This window comes from Gaetbulibacter sp. M240 (assembly GCF_043876815.1).
In the GTDB taxonomy this organism is placed as follows: Bacteria; Bacteroidota; Bacteroidia; order Flavobacteriales; family Flavobacteriaceae; genus Gaetbulibacter_A.
This window is the reverse complement of the sequence record NZ_JBAWKA010000002.1, coordinates 319,683-343,733: the sequence shown is the minus strand read 5'-3', so window position 1 is coordinate 343,733 and position 24,051 is coordinate 319,683. Positions and strand designations below refer to the sequence as shown.

The window sequence follows — 24,051 nt, the reverse complement described above, 5'->3', positions numbered from 1 at the left end:
TAAAGTTCAATCTAACCAAACACGAAAAATAATTATTTTAAAGAGTTAGTCGTCTTCAAAAAATTCGTAAATAACGATTGTTACTTTAAAAACTCGAAATAGTATTTCGAGTTTTTTTCTTACACAACTGTTAAAGTTCGTTAAATATTCATAATCAATGCAATAATATGATGTTTTGTACGTCTATATATATAGATTCTTCACATCAATAAGTGTTAGTTGAAGTTGATTAATAGCTGGAAAAACCCGATCCTTTTGGACTCGGGTTTTTTCTATAATAGGAAATTTAAGACGATTACCATCTGATTATGGCACTTGCCCATGTAAAACCGCTACCAAAAGCGGCTAGGACCACGATATCATCAGAATTAATTTTACCTTCTTCCCAAGCTTCAGTCAAGGCAATTATTACAGATGCAGCCGTTGTATTACCGTAACGCATGATGTTGTTATAGACCTTATCATCGGACATACCGAACTTTTTCTGTATGAACTGTGCAATCCTAAGGTTCGCTTGATGCGGAATAAGCATATCTATATCATCCTTTTCCAAATTATTAGCTTTTAGGCCTTCCATAATAACTTCACTAAATCGCACGACAGCATTTTTAAAAACAAATTGCCCATCCATATATGGAAAATATGATACATCACCTTCATTTTCCATAATTTCAGGAACCCAATGTGCAATACTTGGAGATTTTACAATGAGTTTATCAGCATATTTTCCCTCACTGTGAAGGTGAGTTGATAAGATGCCTTTTTCATTATCTTCGGATCTACTTAGCACACAAGCCCCTGCGCCATCTCCAAAAATTACAGTAACACCGCGTCCGCGTGTTGTTTTATCTAAACCATTACTGTGATATTCAGCACCAATAACCAATATGTTCTTGTACATACCGGTCTTAATAAATTGATCGGCCACCGAAATAGCGTAAACAAAACCAGAACATTGATTTCGAACATCCAGAGCTCCAACCGTTGGCATATCCAACATATCCTGAATTTGCACACCACAACCAGGAAAATAATAATCCGGACTTAAAGTGGCAAACACAATAAAATCGATATCATCATTAGTTAAGCCGGAACGTTCTATAGCAATTCGTGCGGCCTTGGCCCCCATAACGGCCGATGTGTCTTCGCTTCCTTCTTCAATCCACCGCCGCTCTTTAATACCCGTGCGTTCCTGGATCCATTCATCATTAGTATCCATGATTTTTGCTAAATCATCATTGGTAACAACATGGTCCGGAAGATATTTACCTAAACCAATTATTTTGGAATTATACATAGTTGGTGTTATTCTTTTTTTAAATCTTAGTACAATATAAACATAATTAGCAGTTAAATTGCTATTCATTTCAAAACTACCAAAGATTCCTAAATCAACTTTTAATGAAATCAATACATTACAAACTTTTAACTTTATTTTAATAATAGTAAGAAAATAGATTACCTAATTTTAACAGAAACTAAAAAAACCAACAAAATGAAAAAATTCTTTCTTATTTCTTTACTTTTAATAGGAACTTATCTTTATTCACAAGAAAACTCAACCTATCAAAAACCATCTAAAGAAATTTTAGATTTAGCTGATGTATCATTGGCTCCAGGTGTTCAAATTGACAGCAAAGGAGAAAACATGGTACTTGTTTACAGAGACCAATATAAATCTATTGCCGAATTATCTGAGGAAGAACTTCGTTTAGCAGGCTTGCGTATAAATCCTCTAACTAATATTGGAAGTCGAACAACATATTATACCAATTTAAAAGTTAAAAAAACTTCAGATAAGGACGCTAAACAAGTTACTGGTCTTCCACAAAATGCAAGACTATCGGGTTTTCGTTGGTCTCCAGACGAAAGCAAAATTGCTTGTTTAAATACAACTGATAATGGTGTTGAAGTTTGGATTCTAAATTTAGTAGAAGGCTCAGTTAATAAAATAACTGATGCTAATATTAATGCAAATATGGGTAGTGCTTTAAGTTGGTTTAATGACAATGAACATCTTTTAGTTAAAACATTAGCAAAAAATAGAAAACCTTTAATCAATACTAAAGTTGCTGTCCCAACTGGACCAACAGTATCTGTTAGTGATGGTTCAAAAGCACAAAATAGAACCTACCAAGATTTATTAAAAACACCTAATGACGAATTTAATTTTGAACAATTAGCCCTTTCAGAATTAAAAAAAGTATCTATTAATGGTAAAAGCGAATCATATTTACCAGCTGATATGTATGACGATATAGATTTTTCTCCAGATGGTAATTTTATAATGATAAGTAAAATAAAACGTCCGTTTTCATATTTAGTTACGTACTCACGTTTTCCAAGTGAAAGCAGTATTTATGATTTAAATGGAAAACTTGTACAAACAGTAAATGATGTACCTTTAGATGAAGTTCGTCCTAAAGGATTTATGGCAACGCGCATAGGAAAAAGAAATATGTCTTGGAGAGGCGATAAACCTGCTACGTTAGTTTGGGCTGAAGCTTTAGATAATGGTGATCCTGAGATTGAAGTTGAAAACAGAGATGCCGTCTACCAATTAGAAGCTCCTTTTGATGGTAAATCAAAATTAATATTAAAAACGAAACAGCGTTTTGCAGGTATTAGTTGGGGAGATGACAATACTGCCGTTGCTTATGACCGTTGGTGGAATACCAGAAATACCAAAACCTACATTTTCAACCCTTCAAATGGTAATAAATCACCAAAAATAATTTCAGATAGAAATTATCAGGATGTTTACAGTGACCCTGGAAACTTTGTAAGAAGTAAAAATGAATTTGGTCGCTATACCTTAACTATGAATGGAGATAAACTTTATTTAATGGGTGATGGTTACTCCAAAGAAGGTCAATTTCCTTTCATAGATGAATACGATATAAAAACAAATAAAACAAAACGTATTTATAAATCTGGATACAAGGATAAATTGGAAAGTCTTAACTCAGCTATTGATATGAAAAAGGGTGATATCTTAGTTAGGATAGAGTCTCAAACAGAATATCCGAATTATTATATTAGAAATATAAAAAAGAATACACTTAAACCAATAACTACTTTTGAAAACCCATTTAAAACGTTAGAGTCTATTAATAAAAGAGTAATTAGTTACAAACGTGATGATGGACTTGATTTGGAAGGTACTTTATATTTACCATTAAATTATAAAGACGGCAAAAAATATCCTATGATTTTATGGGCATATCCTAGAGAATTTAAAGATAAATCTAGTGCATCACAAAGTACTTCCAATCCAAATGAATTTGTTTATCCAAATTGGGGTTCGCCAATTTATTGGGTAACTAAAGGGTATGTAGTTTTAGATGATGCCGCTTTTCCAATTGTTGGAGAAGGTGATGAAGAACCAAATGATACATTCATAACCCAGTTAGTTGGTAATGGAAAAGCTGCAATTGATGCCGTTGACGATTTAGGTTATATAGATAGAGAAAAAGTTGCAGTTGGCGGTCATAGTTACGGTGCTTTTATGACGGCCAACTTATTATCGCATTCTAATTTATTTGCTGCTGGTATTGCAAGAAGTGGGGCATATAATAGAACGCTTACACCATTTGGTTTCCAAAGTGAAGAACGTAGCTATTGGGAAGCTCCTGAAATTTATTATAACATGTCGCCATTTATGCATGCTGATAAAATGAAAACACCTTTACTTTTAATTCATGGTGTTGCTGATAATAACTCAGGTACTTATCCGCTTCAAAGTGAACGTTATTTTAACGCACTTAAAGGTTTAGGAGCAACCGCTCGTTTAGTGATGCTTCCAAAAGAGAGCCATGGTTATAGGGCTAAAGAATCTATCATGCATATGCTTTGGGAGCAAGACCAATGGTTAAATAAATACTTAAAACCTTCTGAAGACATAGTAACACCTAAAGAAACTATTAAAGATTAATAATATATTTAAGGTATAATATTCAAAGGTCATTCTTGTTCAGAATGGCCTTTTTTAATGTCAGTTTGTCACCTAATAGCAATTGGCATTTTTGTTGCCTATTGTTTTAACGTAATTAAGCAATAACAAAACATTATATATTATGACAAAAGGAAACATTAATGTATCGGTAGAAAATATCTTCCCACTCATTAAAAAATTCTTATACAGTGATCACGAGATTTTTCTGCGTGAACTTATTAGTAATGCCACTGATGCCACCCTTAAACTAAAACATCTTACAAATGTAGGTGAAGCTAAAGTTGAATACGGAAACCCGCTTATAGAGGTGAAAGTTGATAAAAAAACTAAGAAACTACATATTATTGATCAGGGTATCGGTATGACCGCTGAAGAAGTTAAGAAATATATTAATGAAGTTGCTTTTTCCGGTGCGGAAGAATTTTTAGATAAGTATAAGGATGCTGCTAAAGATTCTGGAATCATAGGACATTTCGGATTAGGTTTTTACTCCGCTTTTATGGTCGCTGAAAAGGTAGAGATCATCACAAAATCATATAAAGATGAACCTGCTGCACACTGGACCTGCGACGGTTCTCCTGAGTTTTCATTAGAAGAGTCAGATAAAAAAGAACGTGGTACGGAGATCATTCTTCATATCGATAAAGATTCTTCGGAGTTTCTGGAAGAGTCACGTATTCGAGAGTTATTATTGAAGTACAACAAGTTCATGCCCATCCCAATTAAATTTGGAACAAAAGAAATAAATGATCCGGAGCATGAACCTAAAACCATCACGGATAAAGACGGTAAGGAAACTAAGGAACCTCAAAGAAAAATAACGGTAAATAACATTTTAAACAATCCTAATCCGGCCTGGACAAAACAACCAACGGATCTTAAAGATGAGGATTACAAGAATTTTTACCGGGAATTATATCCCATGCAATTTGAGGAACCCTTATTCCACATCCATCTCAATGTAGATTACCCTTTCAACCTCACCGGAATTTTGTATTTCCCAAGGTTATCGAACGATATGCAAATTCAAAAGGATAAAATTCAATTATATCAAAATCAGGTGTATGTAACCGATAATGTGGAAGGTATTGTACCTGAGTTTTTAACCATGTTACGCGGTGTAATTGATTCTCCAGATATCCCCTTAAACGTTTCACGATCTTATTTGCAAGCGGATGGTGCTGTTAAAAAGATCTCATCCTACATTACTAGAAAAGTAGCGGACAAACTAAAATCGTTATTCAAAGATGATCGTGAAGATTTTGAGAAAAAATGGGACGATATAAAAATTGTGATCGAATACGGTATGCTATCAGAGGAGAAATTCTTTGAAAAATCAGAGGCCTTCGCTTTATACCCAACAGTAGACGGCTCCTACTTCACCTACGAGGAGCTTTACAATAAAATTAAAGCAAAACAAACGGATAAGGATGATAAACTCGTCATTCTATACGCCTCTAACAAAGATGCGCAACACAGTTATATAGAAGCAGCTAAAGCCAAGAATTATGAAGTTTTGCTCCTGGACTCACCCATTGTTTCGCATTTGATCCAGAAATTAGAAACCTCAAAAGATAATATATCTTTTGTACGTGTAGACAGTGATCATATTGATAACTTGATCAAGAAAGATGACAATACGCTTTCTAAGTTGGATGACGATCAGAAAAAATCTTTAGACGAATTACTGAAAGAAGTTATACCATCTGAAAAATTCACAGTACAACTGGAGGCCATGGATAGCCATGCAGCGCCATTTATTATTACCCAACCAGAGTTCATGCGACGTATGAAAGAAATGCAACAAACCGGAGGTGGCGGAATGTTTGGAATGGGAAATATGCCTGAAATGTACAATCTGGTAGTGAATACAAATCACGAGTTGGTATCTCAGATTTTGAATGCCAAAACCAGAAAAAAACAAGAGCGCTTAATTAATCAAAGTTTAGATTTGGCGAGATTATCGCAAGGTTTATTGAAAGGTGAAGAACTTACAAATTTTGTAAAACGCAGTTACGATATGATCAAGTAAGCTCATCCGCCAAAACAAACTAATAAATAAGGAGCCACTATGTATCGCATAGTGGCTTTTTTTATGGCCTAATTGAGATATTTTTTAGATATTACAGCATCCATAAAAATAAATTTATTTTGAAAATTATTTCAACCAACATTGCAACACCAAAACAAATAATCTTCCGAGGGAAAACAGAAACAACGGGTATTTTTAAAAGCCCATCTGAAAGCGGTATTTTTTTAGGTTTAGAAGATGTAAAAAATGATGAAGTAACAGATAGAAAACACCATGGGGGTACTTATAAAGCGTGTTACTTATTTTCGGAGAATCATTACGTTTATTGGAAGAGCCTTTATCCTGACCTTGACTGGCAATATGGAATGTTTGGTGAAAATTTAACAGTGGTTGACATGGATGATTCCCAACTTTATATTGGTAGTATTTACGCGGTAGGCGACGCCCAAATACAAATAACCACACCTCGAGAACCTTGCTACAAACTAGGCGTGAAGTTTGGTAATCAAAATGTTATAGAACAATTTGTAACGCATGGTAATCCCGGAACTTATGCTCGCGTTTTACAAGAAGGAAAAATAGCACCTGGTGATGTATTCCATTTGATTGAACAGGCTGAAAATAGTATCACGACAACCCAATTTTTCAGCCTACTGTACGATAAATCTAAAAATATAGAACATTTAAAAAAAGCTATTAAAAACGAGGCCGTACCTCCGCAAAAAAGAATGAGCCTTAAGAAATTTTTAAAATGATTGATTTGGACGAGAAAAGCAGTTACTTTTATCTTATTGGGAAATCGAAGTAATCATTTGGAAAAGGTTCGTTTTTTAAGGTGAAATGCCACCACTCTTTGGGGTAATTCCGAAAGCCATGTTTCATCATTATTACTTGTAATAAGCGCCGATTAGCCTTTTGCTCATTTGAAATATTATTGTAGTTAACCCAAGACTTTTTTCCAAAAAAGTCATATTTACTACCCATATCCAGTGGAACCTTCGTTTTAGCATTTATTATTGTTAAGTCTACTGTACTACCACGGCTGTGGCCAGAGCGTGTAGCAATATACCCTTCTTTAAACAAATTTTTTTTCCGAACTTCGGGATAAAATATACCCTTATTAATTGTGTCATTAAAGTTATTTGCCCATCTAACAAAATGATTTACGGCACGTTGTGGACGATAACCATCATATACCTTAAGTAACAAGCCTTTATTTTGAAGTTCTTTTTGAACTGCTTTTAAGGCACGGGTAGCTTCTTCAGTTAATACCAATTTATTTTCGTAATACCCATCAACGTGCCTTCCTACGAAATTATAATTGCCATAATAACGCAGTTCAACCACCAGATCAGGAATCTGTTCTTTAACATAAACAAAACCAATTGGTAACTGTGCAAATGACCTGGAACCAAGTAAAAGAAATAAAAATATAATGTAGTACTTCATTATAAATGTTAATTGCACTAATTTAGAAAATAAAAAGTTATGAGCTTACCGGAATGGCAAGAATTAAAAATGCCTGATGCCGAGGTTATCTATTACCCACAGTTTTTTAGTCCCAGTCAGTCCGACCTTTTATTTCAAGATTTACTGAACATGACACCTTGGCAACAAGATACGATCACCGTTTTTGGTAAAACACATCTACAACCCAGATTAACTGCCTTTTTTGCAGATAACGATAAGGTTTATAAGTATAGCAATATTACGATGTCTCCACATCCCTTTAAAGGTAATTTAAAACAAATTAAAGAAAGACTTGAAAGTATTTTGGGCATAGAATTTACGAGCTGTTTAGCCAATTTATATCGGGATGGACAAGATAGTAACGGTTGGCATGCTGATGACGAAAAAAGTTTAGGTGAAAACCCTGTAATAGCTTCTGTAAGCTTCGGTGACGAAAGGAAATTTAATTTTAAACATCGAAATAATAGCAGTTTAAAAGAAACTCTGATCTTGGAACACGGTAGTTTGTTAGTTATGAAAGGAAAAACGCAACACTTCTGGTTACATCAGATTCCCAAGACAAGGAAACCTGTTGGAAAACGGATTAATTTAACCTTCAGAATTATACAATAAAAAAACCGGGTTCCCTCAAACCCGGTTTTCTTTCAATTTGCTTTTTATATTATGAAGCTAGATTTGGGGTTTCCATATCAACAACATAATGCAAATATTAATTAATTAATCCATTGAACTAAAAAGTATGTTATTTAGTACACATCAAATATATAATTATTACTAACACTAAAACGATTAAAAGCATTATAAATCGACGAAATACGCATAATTTTAACAATTTCCGACAAAAATATGCATTTCATCGATAAAAAGCATAACGGTTGAAGAGTAAAAATAAAAAAGCATCCGTTTTAGGGATGCTTTTTTCTAACTAACCAACCAAAATATGAATAACTATTTTAAACATTAATGTAAAACAGGTTTACTGAAATAAAATAGTACTAATTATAAAACAACTAACGTGCCAAATCTCAAAATAATATAATATTAAGTTTTATTTAACATCTATAAAATTATATGAATCCCATTAGTATTTATTTGATATTAATATGATATTTGTACCATTAATAAATATGATATGATAAATAAAACCCTAATAGTTTTATGTGCCCTTCTAATGATGGCATGTGGTAAAAAAGAACAGGATTTAATTGTTAAAGGCCACGTGGAAGGTTTGAGAAAGGGGACCATCTATTTAAAAAAAATGAACGATTCCGCCTTGGTTAGTGTGGATTCTGCTGCTATTAATGGGAACTCAAATTTCGAATTGGGTAGCGCTTTAGAGTCACCACAAATATTCTATCTATACTTAGACAAAAATAGTAAGGAAGATGATCGAATTGCTTTTTTTGCAGATAAGGGTATTACCGAGATACATACCTCCTTGAAGAATTTTGTATTTGGGGCTAAAATTAAAGGATCGGTACAGCAAGACACTTACGCCGAATATCAAGAGGTAATCTTGAAACTAAATAATGAAAATTTAACTTTGATCGAAGCGCAGCTAAACGCTCAAAGAGAAGGAAATTCACAGCTTTTGGATTCTTTGTCCGCTAGGCGCGACAATTTAATAAAGCGTCGTTATCTATATGCTGTAAACTTTGCCATAAACCATAACGATAGTGAGGTCGCGCCTTACATTGCTCTTGCCGATATTTATGATGCCCGCTATAAGTTATTGGATACCATAAATAAATCGTTAACCCCAAAGGTTAAAGCTTCTAAATATGGGAAAGCGCTAGACAAGTTTTTAGAAGATATTCGCAAAAACGAACAACCAAGCGATGGGGATTAAGTAAAATACTTAAAATAAAAAATCCCAAAACATAATTCTTAAAGGTATTTATTCGTTTTTAATATAAAATTCATTTATAATGAATAGCCAAAAACATATTAATTACCTTGTGAATTCATGAAAATTAAATCACGGATAAAAAAAAACTGGAAAACATACCTTTTAAAAGGGGCGGGATTATTTGCAGGGATTCTAATACTTTTTTACCTCAGTATTTATTTTGGTATATGGGGGAAAATTCCATCGCTGAATGCGTTAAAAGATCTTAAGCAAAGCCAAGCGACCAGCATTTTAGATGTTAATAATCAATTGATTGGAAAATATTATATTTATGATCGTCAATCGATATCTCACGAGAATTTTCCGAAACACCTTATTGATGCCTTAATAGCCACAGAAGACGTTCGATTTTATGAGCACAACGGCATCGATTATAAAAGTCTTTTTCGCGTATTTTTCAAAACTATTTTAACCGGTGATGAATCTTCAGGTGGTGGAAGCACCATAACCTTGCAGTTGGCTAAAAATTTATATGGCCGTCATAATTATGGTCCACTAACCTTGCCTGTAAATAAAATTAAAGAAAGTATTGTAGCTAGGAGGATTGAATCTCTTTACTCAAAAAAGGAGATCCTGACCTTTTATTTGAACACCGTCCCGTTTTCTGATAACACATTTGGTATCGAAAGTGCTGCGCTTAAATTTTTTAATGTAAATACAAAACAGTTAAGTATTCCTCAAGCTACAACTCTTATTGGAACTTTAAAAGCGAACCATAGCTTTAATCCCAGAATATACCCTGAAAAATCGAGGTCGAGAAGAAATGTTGTCATACAACAAATGGTAAAATACGGGTATTTGGAGCCTGACATGGCCTCAAGATCTATGGATGAACCCATCGTCCTGAACTATCAACATTTTGCTCCTAACCAGGGATTAGCCCCTTATTTCAGAGAAGAAGTAAAAAAACAACTCGATCGTATACTTCGTCAAAATAAATACAAAAAAGAGAATGGCGAGCACTATAATCTTTACCAAGACGGTTTAAAGGTATACACTACTCTAGACAATACCCTGCAACAATATGCGGAAAAAGCTATGAAAGACCGAATGGCCAAGTTGCAAAAAGAGTATGAAAATGCCTATGGTAAAAATAAACCATGGTTAAAAAATAAATCTGGTTTTCAATCGGTACTGAAACGATTAGAAATTTATAAACGACTAAAAGCACTAAAATTTTCCGAAGAAGAAATTCTAGATTCTTTAAGTAAACCTGTCGAACAAGAACTATTCTCCTGGAATGGAAGCATTAAAAAATCAATTTCTACACTTGATAGTTTATCCTATTATTTGAAATTTTTAAATACCGGCTTAATTTCTATAGAACCTTCTACCGGTGCTGTTAGGGCTTACGTTGGCGGTATTGATTATCGCTATTTTCAATATGATCACGTATCGCAAAGCAAGCGGCAGGTAGGTTCAACCTTCAAGCCCTTTGTGTATACCGCCGCTCTGGAATCAGGGATGAAGCCTTGTAGCTATTTCTCGCCAAAAGCAATAACTTATACAGATTACGAGAATTGGAAACCCACCAATGCTTCTGATGCCGATTCTTTGAACAATCTAAATTATTCTTTAAAATACGCTTTAAGCCATTCTATCAATACGGTAGCTGTGAAAGTATTACATGAAACAGGAATTAACAAGGTCATCGATCAAGCTCATGCCATGGGGGTTCAAAGTAATATAGAGGAAGTACCATCCATAGCTCTTGGGTCTTCTAATTTAAGGGTGATCGAGTTAGGTGAGGCTTATACCTCTTTCGTTAATGACAGTAAACCTTCACAGCCTATTTTCATTCGAAAAATTGAAACAAAAGACGGAAAACTTCTTGCGTCCTACGAGGACCTAAATCCGGAACGTACTGTCGAGAAAGTTTACAGCGATTACACCAGACAGGTTATGCTTGAGTTTTTAAAGGCTACGGTGAATGAGGGTACGGCCCAACGATTACGATCAACATATCAATTCAATAATGACATTGCAGGAAAAACAGGGACAACGCAAGATAACAAAGATGGTTGGTTTGTTGGTATTTTACCCCAATTAGTCACCGTAATTTGGGTGGGTAACGATCATCAACAAATTGGTTTTAGCAACACGGCTATTGGTCAGGGTGCCAATTCAGCCCTACCTATTTTCGCCAATTATTTAAGAGCCTTAAACAAAGATGCGAAATACGATAAGATCACAAAGAGCACATTTGAAACGCCATCAGATCAGGTAATTGCAGATTTAAGCTGTCCGCTAATAAAAAAAGAAAACTTTTTACAACGCCTTTTCGAACCTTCACCAGATAAGACTGAATTCAAAAAGAAAAAGAAAAAAGGTATTTTTTCATGGCTTTTTGGCAATGAGAAAAAAGAATAAGAATATTGATTTTCAGCTTTGAAATAAAAAGTATAAAAAAAGGTTTGCCACTGCAAACCTTCGAAAGGAGCCGATAGAGGGACTCGAACCCACGACCTGCTGATTACAAATCAGCTGCTCTAGCCAGCTGAGCTATATCGGCTTATTTAACGGATGCAAATATAATCGCAAAAATTAATTTCACAATAGTCCCGTTAAAAAATTTATCCTAATTTTTTGAGTTTATCCAAAAGTGCATTTCCCTTATCCTCCAGCTCTTTTTTAATCGCTTTATAATGAGCTTTCGGATTATCAGTTTTAGCATTAACTTTTGCTATCAGTTCATCAAAAGTGGTAATTGCTTCATCAATAATAGCTTCACTTTTTTTTGTGTCTTTATCTGTGTTCTCGTATTCCCATACATAAACTTCCTCAATAATATCGCCTAATACATAATTGATATCTTTTTTCAAGTCTCTTACGTTTGCCATGTGTGTGTTTTTAAATTTTAAACAAAATTAATGATATAGAATGATATATTTCACTTTTTTAAAGTGAATAAATTTTAGAAGAAGAAATTATATAATTTCGGAAAAACGTTAGATAAAACTTTAACTTCCTGAGTATTTTACAAAATTACGAGGGGTTTCGTAAAGTATTATTTCAAGATCTAAATCCGGATCTAATTTAACTTTCATCTTATTATAGATCACCACAGCAATATTTTCAGCGGTAGGGTTTAAATCCTTAAACTCTGGAACCTCAATATTCAAATTCTTGTGATCAAAAGCATCCTCAACTTCATTTTTAATAATGTCCTTTAATACTTTCATATCAATAACAAAACCAGTTTCTGGGTCAATAGAACCGGTTACACTCGCTACCAATTCATAATTATGACCGTGGAAATTAGGATTATTACATTTGCCAAAAACGGCATCATTTTTATCAGCATCCCAATCTTTACGATACAAGCGGTGTGCCGCATTAAAGTGGGCTTTTCTACTAACCGTTACTTTCATGAGCTTATATTAATATGTTCGTAAAATTTATCAAAAATAACTTTAAACCAGGCCGTGTATATTTCCGGGTGTCGTTCGATATCTTTTTTAACAACTTCCAATGGCATCCATTTCCAGCTGGCAACTTCCTCCCTATTAATTTCAGGAATACCATTGTATTTTCCAATTAGAATATGATCGTATTCATGCTCTGTTAAACCATTGTCGAAAGGGGCTTTATAAATAAATGAAATTGATTCTTCTAAAGGCACAGAAAAGCCCATTTCCTCTTGCAAACGTCGCATTCCGGCTTCAATATTCGTTTCACCTTCACGCTGATGACTGCAACACGTATTAGTCCAAAGCCCTGGAGAATGGTATTTACCCAAAGCGCGCTGTTGCAGCATTAATTCATTTTTATCATTAAATACAAAAACAGAAAAGGCCCGATGTAATAAGGCTTTTTCATGTGCTTCCATTTTTGGCATGAGCCCGATTGGCTCATCTTTTTCATTAACCAAAATAACTTTTTCTTCTTTCATAGTTTAACAAAAATACCAACTTAAAGTGGAACTTGAATTATTTTATGATAAAATTAAAAAGAGGATCAATCAATAATTTTTATTGTGCTCTGATATCGTATATTTGCATCCCATTTGGACAAATTTTATGAGTTTTTTAAAAGAAATACAACGCCGCAGAACCTTTGGAATTATTTCCCATCCGGATGCAGGTAAAACTACCTTAACCGAAAAATTATTACTATTTGGTGGTGCAATACAAGAAGCTGGTGCCGTTAAAAGTAATAAAATAAAAAAAGGAGCTACCAGTGACTTTATGGAAATTGAGCGTCAACGTGGCATTTCGGTAGCAACTTCAGTTCTGGCTTTTGAATACGAGGGAACCAAAATTAATATTTTAGATACGCCCGGGCATAAAGATTTTGCTGAAGATACTTTTAGAACCCTTACGGCTGTTGACAGCGTAATTGTTGTGATAGATGTCGCTAAAGGCGTTGAAGAGCAAACGGAAAAACTCGTTGAAGTATGCCGTATGCGTAACATCCCCATGATCGTTTTCATTAATAAAATGGACCGTGAAGGAAAAGATGCATTTGATTTATTGGATGAAATAGAACAAAAACTAGGACTAACGGTAACACCACTCAGTTTTCCTATTGGAATGGGTTACGATTTTAAAGGCATTTATAACCTCTGGGAAAACAATATCAATTTATTTACCGGAGATAGCCGTAAGGATATTGAAGACACCATCGAAATATCAGATCTTGCAGATAAAGAATTAGATACTTTAGTAGGTGAAAAAGCTGCAAACACACTAAGAGAAGAAGTCGAATTGGTAGAAGGAATTTATCCTGATTTTGATAAGCAATCTTATCTTGATGGTAAATTACAGCCCGTATTTTTTGGATCGGCGTTGAATAATTTTGGTGTCCGTGAACTTTTGGATTGTTTTGTGGAAATCGCGCCTAAACCTCGCCCAAAACAAAGTGAAGAGCGTGAGGTAAAACCTGACGAAAGAGCTTTTACGGGATTTGTGTTTAAAATTCATGCTAACATGGATCCAAATCACCGGGATCGTTTGGCCTTCATAAAAATAGTTTCAGGTACATTTGAAAGGAACAAACCCTATTTACATGTTCGACACAACAAAAAATTAAAATTTTCGAGTCCGAATGCTTTCTTTGCTGAGAAAAAAGAAATTGTAGATGTGTCCTATCCCGGCGATATTGTAGGCTTACATGATACAGGAAACTTTAAGATTGGTGATACACTCACGGAAGGAGAAGCGTTGAATTATCGTGGAATACCAAGCTTTTCACCAGAACATTTTAGATATATTAATAATTCGGACCCCTTGAAATCCAAACAACTTTTTAAAGGTATAGACCAGTTAATGGATGAAGGTGTTGCCCAATTATTTACTTTGGAACTAAACGGCCGAAAAGTGATTGGAACGGTTGGAGCACTTCAATACGAAGTAATACAATACCGGCTAGAACATGAGTACGGAGCAAAATGCAGTTATGAAAACTTGAATGTGCACAAGGCTTGTTGGGTGGAAGCAGCAGACGAGAAAAGCGACGAGTTTAAAGAATTTATTCGAGTGAAGCAGCGGTATTTGGCTAAAGATAAACAGGGGCAATTAGTGTTTTTGGCAGATTCGCCATTTTCGTTACAAATGACGCAACAAAAATATCCAAATATCAAATTCCATTTTACATCTGAATTTATTTAAATGTAATATTTATCCTTCAGTATAATTTTTTATCGTGTTTTTTATACATTTTATCGATTTTTTTATTATTTTAGTAATGCTAAACCCTCAAATTTATTTCACCTATGTCTACCTTAAAGAACGAATTCAGTAATAACGACTTAACTGTAAGTTATGATCCATCAACCTGCATGCAATCCGGCAGATGTGCCAAAGAATTATCCGATGTTTTCAGTAATAATATCATACCTTGGATAAATCTTGATAACGCCAATAAAGAGGCTGTTATTAAACAAATAAAACGCTGTCCTTCAGGAGCACTTCAATACCGATTAAATATTAAGACCCAAGCGAGTTAAAAATAAAAAAGCCCCGTTTTTCACGTGGCTTTTTTATTTTCTTAAGATTGTCCAGTTGGGCCAAAATTCAATGGAATCGGAGGTTGTTCGTAAAATTCATTTCGAAAACCTCTTTCCAAAATTCATAGAAAAATTTATTTCTTAGGCCTGTCCGGTTGGACCAAAATTCAATGGAATCGGAGGTTGTTCGTAATCCTTAATTTCACCATGGGAATTTTCAAAACGCGCCACATTATCACCTAATGCTTTTAGCAACCGCTTGGCATGTTGAGGCGTTAATATAATTCTTGATTTGACCTTGCTTTTTGGAACGCCCGGCATAATATTTACAAAATCTACTACAAACTCAGAAACCGAATGGTTAATGATCGCCAAGTTTGCATAGGTTCCTTCAGCCACATTTTCATCCAATTCAATATTGATCTGTCCTTGTTTTGGTTTGTTATTTTCGTCTGCCATAACACTAGCTTTTATAAATAAATAGTCCCACACGAGGCGGGACTATTTTTTTTATTAATTATAATTTAATTCTTGCTTCACCTGCATCATTTCGTCAAATTCTTCTTTAGAACCAACAATGATGTCTCTATAGCTTCGCATACCTGTACCTGCAGGAATTCTATGTCCAACAATTACATTTTCCTTCAAGCCTTCTAAAGTATCTACTTTACCAGCCACAGCTGCTTCGTTAAGTACTTTTGTAGTTTCCTGGAACGATGCCGCCGAGATAAACGATTTTGTTTGTAACGACGCTCTTGTAATACCTTGTAAGATTGGCGTCGCCGTTGCCGGTTTCGCTTCTCTCGCTACCACAAGCTCTTTATCTTCACGACGTAAAATCGAATTTTCATCTCGCAATTCACGAGCGGTGATAATCTGACCGTTTTTAAGATTCTCTGAATCCCCTGAATCTTCAACAACTTTCATTCCGTAGATTTCGTCATTTTCTTTAATAAAATCATCTTTGTGAGCTAATTGATCTTCCAAGAAAATGGTATCACCAGAATCAATAATTCTAACTTTACGCATCATTTGTCTTACAACAACTTCGAAATGCTTATCGTTTATTTTCACACCTTGCAAACGGTATACTTCCTGTACTTCATTTACTAAATATTGCTGTACCGCAGATGGGCCCTTAATATTCAGAATGTCGTTCGGTGTAATAGAACCATCAGAAAGAGGCATTCCCGCTTTTACAAAATCATTTTCCTGTACAAGGATTTGATTTGATAATTTAACAAGATATTTTTTAATTTCACCTAACTTGGACTCCACGATAATTTCGCGATTACCACGTTTAATTTTACCGAAAGAAACCACACCATCAATCTCACTAACTACAGCAGGATTCGATGGGTTACGTGCTTCGAACAACTCGGTTACACGCGGTAAACCACCTGTAATATCTCCGGCTTTTGCCGATTTCCGAGGAATCTTAACTAAAATCTTACCAACATTAATTTTCTCTCCGTCATTGATCATTAAGTGCGATCCTACCGGTAGATTATACGATCGAATCGTGTTTCCTTTTCCGTCTTCAATATGAAGTGTTGGAATTAATTTTTTGTTTCTAGATTCTGAAATAACTTTTTCTTGGAAACCGGTTTGTTCATCGATCTCTACCTGATAAGTTACGCCTTGCTCGATATTTTCATATTTGATCTTACCTGCAAACTCAGAAATAATCACACCGTTATATGGATCCCAGGTACATACAACATCACCTTTCTTAAGGTCATCACCACTTTTAATTAAAAGGGTTGAACCATAAGGAATGTTATTCGTACTTAAGGTTATTCCTGTTTTCTTATCCACTAATTTAAGTTCACTAGTTCTCGAGATAACAATATCCGCATCATTGCCTTCATTATCTTTACCTTTTACGGTTTTAAGATCTTCAATTTCAGCAATACCATCAAACTTCACAACCAATTTGTTATCCTCAGAAATGTTACCTGCAATACCACCAACGTGGAATGTACGCAAGGTTAACTGGGTACCAGGCTCACCAATAGACTGCGCTGCTACAACACCTACAGCCTCACCGCGCTGTACCATTTTACCGGTAGCAAGGTTTCGACCGTAACATTTTGAACAGATACCCTGTAAAGCCTCACATGTTAACGGAGACCTAACCTCTACACTATCAATTGGAGAATCTTCGATAGCTTTGGCGATGTCATCTTCAATTAATTGTCCTGAAGCTACTAACAATTCGTCTGTTTGTGGATCGTAAACATCATTTAAAGAAACACGTCCAACGATACGTTCTTCTAGTGTTTCAACCACTTCATCATTTTTCTTCAATGGTTCTACTTCAACACCACGTAACGTACCACAATCTACAGAATTAACAATAACATCCTGAGACACATCTACCAAACGACGTGTTAAGTAACCCGCATCGGCTGTTTTAAGAGCAGTATCCGCAAGACCCTTACGAGCACCGTGAGTTGAGATAAAGTATTCTAAAATTGAAAGTCCTTCTTTAAAGTTAGAAAGAATCGGGTTTTCAATAATCTCACCACCTCCAGCATTCGATTTTTTAGGTTTTGCCATCAAGCCACGCATACCGGTTAACTGTCGGATTTGTTCTTTTGAACCACGCGCTCCGGAATCAAGCATCATATATACAGAGTTAAATCCTTGCTGATCTTCACGGATACGTTTCATAGACAATTCTGTCAATTCAGCATTCGTAGAGGTCCAGATATCAATAACCTGATTATAACGCTCGTTGTTTGTGATAAGACCCATGTTATAGTTAGCGGTAATAACGTCTACCTGACCATTGGCTTTATCAATCATACTTTGTTTTTCCGGTGGAATAATAATATCACCTAAACTGAACGATAATCCACCCTGAAATGCAAACTGGAATCCTAGAGTTCTAATAGCATCTAAGAAGTCAGCGGTTTCAGGCACAGAAGTTACCTTCAATATATTTCCGATAATATCTCGAAGGGTTTTCTTAGTCAATACCTCATTGATGAAACCTGCAGCTTGTGGTACGTGTTGATTAAATAACACACGACCTACCGTTGTTTCAACAATCATTTTGTCTAATTTACCATCTTCGTTGATATCAATAGTTCTTACTTTAATTATAGCATTAAGTTCAACACGTCTTTCGTTGAAAGCAATTTCCACTTCTTCAGGAGAGTAGAATATTAAGCCTTCTCCTTTGATAGGGTTATCAGGTGTTGATTTACGCTCCTTGGTCATGTAATACAAACCAAGCACCATATCCTGTGAAGGTACAGTTACCGGTGAACCATTAGCTGGATTCAGGATATTATGAGATGCCAACATTAACAACTGACATTCCAAAATAGCCTCAGGACCCAATGGCAAGTGAACCGCCATTTGGTCACCATCGAAATCCGCGTTAAAAGCGGTACATACTAATGGGTGCAATTGTATCGCTTTACCTTCAATTAATTTAGGTTGGAAAGCTTGAATACCCAAACGGTGTAATGTAGGAGCACGGTTCAGTAATACCGGATGGCCTTTCAGCACATTTTCCAAAATATCCCAAACCACTGGTTCTCTTTTATCTATAATTTTCTTTGCAGACTTTACTGTTTTCACAATACCACGCTCGATCAATTTTCTGATCACGAAAGGCTTGTAAAGCTCAGCTGCCATGTTCTTAGGCAATCCGCATTCGAATAATTTTAATTCTGGTCCAACAACAATTACCGAACGTGCAGAATAATCAACACGTTTACCTAGTAAGTTTTGACGGAAACGTCCTTGCTTACCTTTTAAGGAATCAGATAACGATTTTAAAGGTCTATTAGAATCTGTTTTTACAGCAGAAGATTTACGTGTGTTATCAAATAACGAATCTACAGATTCTTGTAACATACGCTTTTCATTTCGTAAAATCACTTCTGGCGCTTTGATCTCAACCAAACGCTTCAAACGGTTATTTCTAATAATAACACGACGGTACAGATCATTTAAATCAGAAGTTGCAAAACGACCACCATCAAGAGGTACCAACGGACGTAATTCCGGCGGAATTACAGGAATCACTTTCATAATCATCCATTCTGGACGGTTTTCTCTGTTCTGATTTGCTTCTCTCAACGATTCTACAACCTGAAGACGCTTTAATGCTTCAGTTTTACGTTGTTTAGAGGTTTCAGTATTGGCTTTATGACGTAATTCATAAGACAATGATTCCAGATCGATACGTGCTAATAATTCAATTAAACACTCAGCTCCCATTTTAGCCAAGAACTTATTAGGATCTGAATCATCTAAATATTGATTTTCCTGCGGAAGTGAATCTAATACATTCAAATATTCTTCTTCCGTAAGGAAATCCATTTTTTCTAAAGGCTCACCTTCTTCATTTTTAGCATTACCCGGTTGAATGACCACGTAACGTTCGTAATAAATGATCATATCTAATTTCTTAGACGGTAACCCAAGTAAATAACCAATTTTATTTGGAAGTGAACGGAAATACCAGATATGTGCTACGGGTACCACAAGATTGATATGACCTACACGATCACGACGTACCTTCTTCTCAGTAACTTCAACACCACAACGGTCGCATACGATACCTTTATAACGAATTCTTTTGTATTTACCACAAGCACATTCGTAGTCTTTTACAGGACCAAAAATTCGCTCACAGAACAAGCCATCACGTTCCGGCTTGTGCGTTCGATAATTGATAGTTTCAGGTTTTAAAACCTCACCACGAGATTCCGCTAAAATAGATTCCGGCGACGCTAAACCAATGGAGATTTTGTTAAATCTCTTTACTGTATTCTTATCTTGTTTTCTTGCCATAATAAATGGTTGAAATAAATTTTATATTAATTACTCCTCTAATCTGATGTCTAATCCTAGACCTTTCAATTCATGCATTAATACATTGAATGATTCTGGTAATCCCGGATCTGGCATTGGTTCACCTTTTACAATACTTTCGTAAGTTTTGGCTCTACCAATTACGTCATCAGATTTTACAGTCAATATCTCTCTTAGGGTACTTGAAGCACCATATGCCTCAAGAGCCCAAACTTCCATCTCACCAAAACGCTGACCACCGAACTGGGCTTTACCACCAAGAGGTTGCTGTGTAATTAATGAGTAAGGTCCGATTGAACGGGCGTGCATTTTATCATCTACCATGTGTCCTAATTTCAACATGTAGATCACACCAACCGTTGCAGGCTGATCGAAACGCTGACCTGTTCCTCCGTCATATAAATAGGTGTGTCCGTAACGTGGAATACCGGCTTCATCAGTGAATTCATTAATCTGATCAATCGATGCGCCATCAAAAATAGGCGTCGCATAATTGCGTCCTAATTTTTGACCAGCCCAACCAAGAACAGTTTCATAAATCTGACCAATGTTCATACGAGAAGGTACCCCTAGTGGATTCAATACGATATCTACTGGTGTTCCGTCTTCCAAGAATGGCATATCCTCCTGACGAACGATACGCGCCACAATACCTTTGTTACCATGACGACCTGCCATCTTATCACCTACTTTAAGTTTACGTTTCTTAGCAATGTAAACTTTAGCTAGTTTGATAATTCCTGCAGGTAATTCGTCACCCACGGAAATGGTGAATTTCTCACGACGAAGTGACCCTTGTAAATCGTTTTCTTTAATTTTATAGTTGTGGATTAAGTCGGCTACCAATTGGTTGGTATAGTCGTCTGTTGTCCATTTTCCTGAAACTAAATGTGCGTAATCATCAACGGCATTTAACATTTTTAGAGTGAACTTCTTACCTTTTGGTAATACCTCTTCACCTAAATCATTATAAATACCCTGAGCTGTTTTTCCGTTAACTATAGCGAATAATTTTTCAACCAGAACAGCTTTCAACTCATCAAATTTTACATCGTATTCAGCTTCTAACTGTGCGATATCATCTTTATCTTGAGCACGCTTACGCTTATCTTTTACGGCTCTTGAGAATAGTTTTTTCTCAATTACAACACCGTTTAATGATGGTGATGCTTTCAAAGAGGCGTCTTTAACATCTCCAGCTTTATCACCGAAAATGGCACGTAATAATTTTTCTTCAGGTGTTGGATCAGATTCCCCTTTTGGTGTGATCTTACCAATAAGAATATCACCAGGTTTAACTTCGGCACCTACACGGATCATACCGTTTTCATCAAGGTCTTTAGTCGCCTCTTCAGAAACGTTAGGAATATCGTTTGTAAGCTCCTCGTTACCTAATTTTGTATCACGAACCTCTAACGAGTATTCATCGATATGTATTGAGGTAAATATATCTTCACGAACCACTTTCTCTGAGATCACGATCGCATCCTCAAAGTTGTAACCTTTCCAAGGCATGAAGGCCACTTTCATGTTTCTACCAAGTGCCAACTCTCCTTTTTGAGTCGCATAACCTTCGCATAACACCTGACCTTTAGTTACTTTATCACCTTTAACCACAATAGGTTTCAAGTTGATCGAAGTACCCTGATTCGTTTTTCTGAATTTTACTAATTCATAAGTTTTAATATCGCTATCAAAACTTACCTTAGCCTCATCCTCGGTACGCTCGTATCGGATTTGAATCTGTTTTGCATCCACATACAATACTTCTCCGTTTCCTTCAGCATTAATTAAAACACGAGAATCAGAAGCCACTTGGCGCTCTAATCCGGTTCCAACAATTGGTGCCTGAGGTAATAATAATGGTACTGCCTGACGCATCATGTTCGAGCCCATTAATGCACGGTTCGCATCATCATGCTCCAAGAATGGAATTAAGGATGCAGAAATAGATGAGATCTGGTTTGGAGCTACATCTGTATAATGTAAATCTCCTGGTTCAATAACCGGGAAATCACCTTCCATTCGAGCAATAACCTTATCATGTAAAATTTTGCCCTTATCATCGACTTTTACAGTAGCCTGGGCAATCATTTTCTCTTCTTCTTCTTCGGCACTCAAATAAACTGGCTCTCCTTTAATATCAACTACACCATCTTTAACAGTTCTGTAAGGTGTTTCAATGAATCCCATAGAATTCACTTTTGCAAATACAGAAAGCGATGATATCAATCCAATGTTCGGACCTTCAGGAGTTTCAATCGGACATAAACGACCGTAATGTGTATAGTGTACGTCACGCACCTCAAAACCTGCACGCTCACGAGATAAACCACCTGGTCCTAATGCAGATAAACGACGCTTATGCGTAATTTCCGCAAGAGGGTTAGTTTGATCCATGAATTGTGATAACTGGTTGGTACCAAAGAACGAGTTGATCACAGAGGATAAAGTTTTCGCGTTGATCAAATCGATTGGCGTAAACACCTCATTATCACGAACGTTCATACGCTCACGAATTGTTCGGGCCATACGGGCTAAACCAACACCAAACTGCTGTGATAATTGCTCACCAACTGTACGTACACGACGGTTAGATAAGTGGTCAATATCATCAATCTCAGCTTTGGAGTTAATAAGCTCGATTAAATATTTAATGATGGTAATGATATCTTCTTTGGTAAGCACCTGCTTATCCATGCCGATATCAAGACCTAATTTTTTGTTCATTCTGTAACGACCAACTTCACCTAAAGAGTAACGTTGATCTGAGAAGAATAATTTATCGATAATACCACGCGCTGTTTCTTCATCTGGCGGTTCAGCATTACGTAATTGACGGTAAATATGTTCTACCGCTTCTTTTTCAGAGTTGGTAGGGTCTTTTTGAAGGGTATTATGTATGATGGCATAATCTCCCTGCTCAGTAGATTCTTTGTGAAGTAGAATGGTTTTAACTTCGGCTTCAAGAATTTCTTCGATATTATCTTTATCTAATTCAGTATCTCGATCAAGCACAATTTCGTTACGCTCAATAGATACTACTTCTCCTGTATCCTCGTCAACAAAATCTTCATGCCATGTATTAAGTACACGAGCAGCTAATTTTCTACCTAAATATTTTTTCAATCCGGATTTAGACACTTTTACTTCTTCCGCAAGGTCGAAAATTTCAAGGATGTCTTTGTCACGTTCAAAACCGATAGCACGGAATAACGTCGTAACCGGTAATTTTTTCTTTCTATCAATGTAGGCATACATCACCTGATTGATATCTGTGGCAAATTCTATCCATGACCCTTTGAATGGGATGACACGGGCAGAATATAATTTTGTTCCGTTCGCATGGAATGATTGTCCGAAGAATACGCCCGGAGAACGGTGTAACTGCGATACCACAACACGCTCGGCACCATTGATAACAAACGTACCACTTGGTGTCATATAAGGAATTGTTCCTAAATACACATCTTGAACAATAGTCTCGAAATCCTCATGTTCAGGATCTGTACAGTACAATTTTAAACGCGCTTTTAGCGGCACACTGTATGTTAGTCCTCTTTCAATACACTCCTCAATAGTATATCTTGGTGGATCGACGAAGTAATCCAAAAATTCTAAAACGAATTGATTACGGGAGTCGGTAATAGGAAAGTTTTCCATGAAGGTATTATATAGCCCTTCATCTCCTCTTTCTTCTGATTTGGTCTCTAGTTGGAAAAAATCCTGGAAGGATTTAATTTGAATATCCAGGAAGTCGGGATATTCTGTTCTATTAACAATAGACGAGAAATTTAATCTTTCAGCTTGTGTTGACAACATCAATGGACGGAGTTTTGATTAAAAAAAATATAAAAAAGCGTATCTCAGTTCTATATACGCAAAATGGTCTAGGTCTCGGA

At 35.8% G+C, this 24,051-nt stretch carries 16 protein-coding genes and 1 tRNA gene; 8 read left to right on the top strand and 9 right to left on the bottom strand.

The genetic code is table 11. The annotated features are described in order from the left end of the window. Nucleotides 1-295 precede the first annotated feature (295 nt). Nucleotides 296-1,297: a 3-oxoacyl-ACP synthase III family protein gene (locus V8G61_RS07065; RefSeq protein ID WP_394874813.1), complete on the bottom strand. Its 1,002-nt coding sequence runs from the start codon at nucleotides 1,295-1,297 to the stop codon at nucleotides 296-298. Nucleotides 1,298-1,495: 198 nt separating this feature from the next. Here V8G61_RS07065 and V8G61_RS07060 point away from each other — a divergent pair, with 198 nt between their 5' ends. The 3 genes from V8G61_RS07060 to V8G61_RS07050 all read left to right on the top strand — a co-directional run bounded on the left by V8G61_RS07060 (nucleotide 1,496) and on the right by V8G61_RS07050 (nucleotide 6,742). Further along, nucleotides 1,496-3,934, top strand: a complete 2,439-nt coding sequence (locus tag V8G61_RS07060) for a prolyl oligopeptidase family serine peptidase (RefSeq protein ID WP_394874812.1) — start codon at nucleotides 1,496-1,498, stop codon at nucleotides 3,932-3,934. 142 nt (nucleotides 3,935-4,076) lie between these two features. After that, the gene (htpG, locus tag V8G61_RS07055; RefSeq protein ID WP_394874811.1) at nucleotides 4,077-5,987 is read left to right on the top strand and encodes a molecular chaperone HtpG; all 1,911 of its coding nucleotides are present in this window, start codon (nucleotides 4,077-4,079) and stop codon (nucleotides 5,985-5,987) included. A gap of 119 nt (nucleotides 5,988-6,106) precedes the next feature. Beyond that, nucleotides 6,107-6,742, top strand: coding sequence for an MOSC domain-containing protein (locus V8G61_RS07050; RefSeq protein WP_394874809.1), 636 nt, complete (start codon nucleotides 6,107-6,109; stop codon nucleotides 6,740-6,742). Nucleotides 6,743-6,770: 28 nt separating this feature from the next. Here the strand turns inward: V8G61_RS07050 and V8G61_RS07045 are convergent, their stop codons facing one another. Then, nucleotides 6,771-7,436, bottom strand: a complete 666-nt coding sequence (locus V8G61_RS07045) for a M15 family metallopeptidase (protein WP_394874808.1) — start codon at nucleotides 7,434-7,436, stop codon at nucleotides 6,771-6,773. Nucleotides 7,437-7,475: 39 nt separating this feature from the next. Here V8G61_RS07045 and V8G61_RS07040 point away from each other — a divergent pair, with 39 nt between their 5' ends. From V8G61_RS07040 to V8G61_RS07030, 3 genes are all read left to right on the top strand, one after another. Further along, a complete protein-coding gene (locus tag V8G61_RS07040) occupies nucleotides 7,476-8,069 on the top strand; it encodes an alpha-ketoglutarate-dependent dioxygenase AlkB family protein (protein WP_394874807.1) in 594 nt (197 codons plus the stop codon). Between the two features lie 520 nt (nucleotides 8,070-8,589). Then, nucleotides 8,590-9,306: a DUF4369 domain-containing protein gene (locus V8G61_RS07035; RefSeq protein WP_394874806.1), complete on the top strand. Its 717-nt coding sequence runs from the start codon at nucleotides 8,590-8,592 to the stop codon at nucleotides 9,304-9,306. Between the two features lie 117 nt (nucleotides 9,307-9,423). Then, on the top strand, nucleotides 9,424-11,736 hold the full coding sequence (locus V8G61_RS07030; protein ID WP_394874805.1) for a transglycosylase domain-containing protein: 2,313 nt from the start codon (nucleotides 9,424-9,426) through the stop codon (nucleotides 11,734-11,736). A 68-nt stretch (nucleotides 11,737-11,804) separates the two neighbouring features. Here V8G61_RS07030 and V8G61_RS07025 read toward each other — a convergent pair. The 4 genes from V8G61_RS07025 to idi all read right to left on the bottom strand — a co-directional run bounded on the left by V8G61_RS07025 (nucleotide 11,805) and on the right by idi (nucleotide 13,258). Continuing rightward, nucleotides 11,805-11,878: transfer RNA gene (locus V8G61_RS07025), tRNA-Thr, on the bottom strand. Nucleotides 11,879-11,939: 61 nt separating this feature from the next. Beyond that, complete coding sequence (locus V8G61_RS07020) at nucleotides 11,940-12,206, bottom strand: hypothetical protein (protein ID WP_394874804.1); 267 nt, start codon at nucleotides 12,204-12,206, stop codon at nucleotides 11,940-11,942. 120 nt (nucleotides 12,207-12,326) lie between these two features. Then, the gene (locus V8G61_RS07015) at nucleotides 12,327-12,737 is read right to left on the bottom strand and encodes a 6-pyruvoyl trahydropterin synthase family protein (RefSeq protein ID WP_394874803.1); all 411 of its coding nucleotides are present in this window, start codon (nucleotides 12,735-12,737) and stop codon (nucleotides 12,327-12,329) included. Beyond that, nucleotides 12,734-13,258, bottom strand: a complete 525-nt coding sequence (gene idi, locus V8G61_RS07010; protein WP_394874801.1) for an isopentenyl-diphosphate Delta-isomerase — start codon at nucleotides 13,256-13,258, stop codon at nucleotides 12,734-12,736. The genes V8G61_RS07015 and idi overlap by 4 nt, the downstream gene beginning before the upstream one ends. A 127-nt stretch (nucleotides 13,259-13,385) precedes the next feature. On the opposite strand from idi, the gene V8G61_RS07005 reads away from it, so the two are divergent. Further along, entirely contained in the window at nucleotides 13,386-14,975 is a 1,590-nt protein-coding gene (locus tag V8G61_RS07005) for a peptide chain release factor 3 (RefSeq protein WP_394874800.1), read from the top strand. 104 nt (nucleotides 14,976-15,079) lie between these two features. Continuing rightward, the gene (locus tag V8G61_RS07000) at nucleotides 15,080-15,313 is read left to right on the top strand and encodes a (4Fe-4S)-binding protein (protein ID WP_394874799.1); all 234 of its coding nucleotides are present in this window, start codon (nucleotides 15,080-15,082) and stop codon (nucleotides 15,311-15,313) included. 141 nt (nucleotides 15,314-15,454) lie between these two features. On the opposite strand, the gene V8G61_RS06995 is transcribed toward V8G61_RS07000, so the two are convergent. From V8G61_RS06995 to rpoB, 3 genes are read right to left on the bottom strand one after another with little or no spacing between them, the layout of a single operon-like run. Further along, nucleotides 15,455-15,772: a DUF3467 domain-containing protein gene (locus tag V8G61_RS06995; protein ID WP_394874798.1), complete on the bottom strand. Its 318-nt coding sequence runs from the start codon at nucleotides 15,770-15,772 to the stop codon at nucleotides 15,455-15,457. A 54-nt stretch (nucleotides 15,773-15,826) separates the two neighbouring features. Then, nucleotides 15,827-20,128, bottom strand: coding sequence for a DNA-directed RNA polymerase subunit beta' (gene rpoC / locus V8G61_RS06990; RefSeq protein ID WP_394874797.1), 4,302 nt, complete (start codon nucleotides 20,126-20,128; stop codon nucleotides 15,827-15,829). Between the two features lie 30 nt (nucleotides 20,129-20,158). Further along, nucleotides 20,159-23,971 carry a DNA-directed RNA polymerase subunit beta gene (rpoB, locus tag V8G61_RS06985; protein WP_394874796.1) on the bottom strand — a complete coding sequence of 1,271 codons (3,813 nt, stop codon included), beginning with the start codon at nucleotides 23,969-23,971 and terminating at the stop codon, nucleotides 20,159-20,161. Nucleotides 23,972-24,051: the final 80 nt, after the last annotated feature.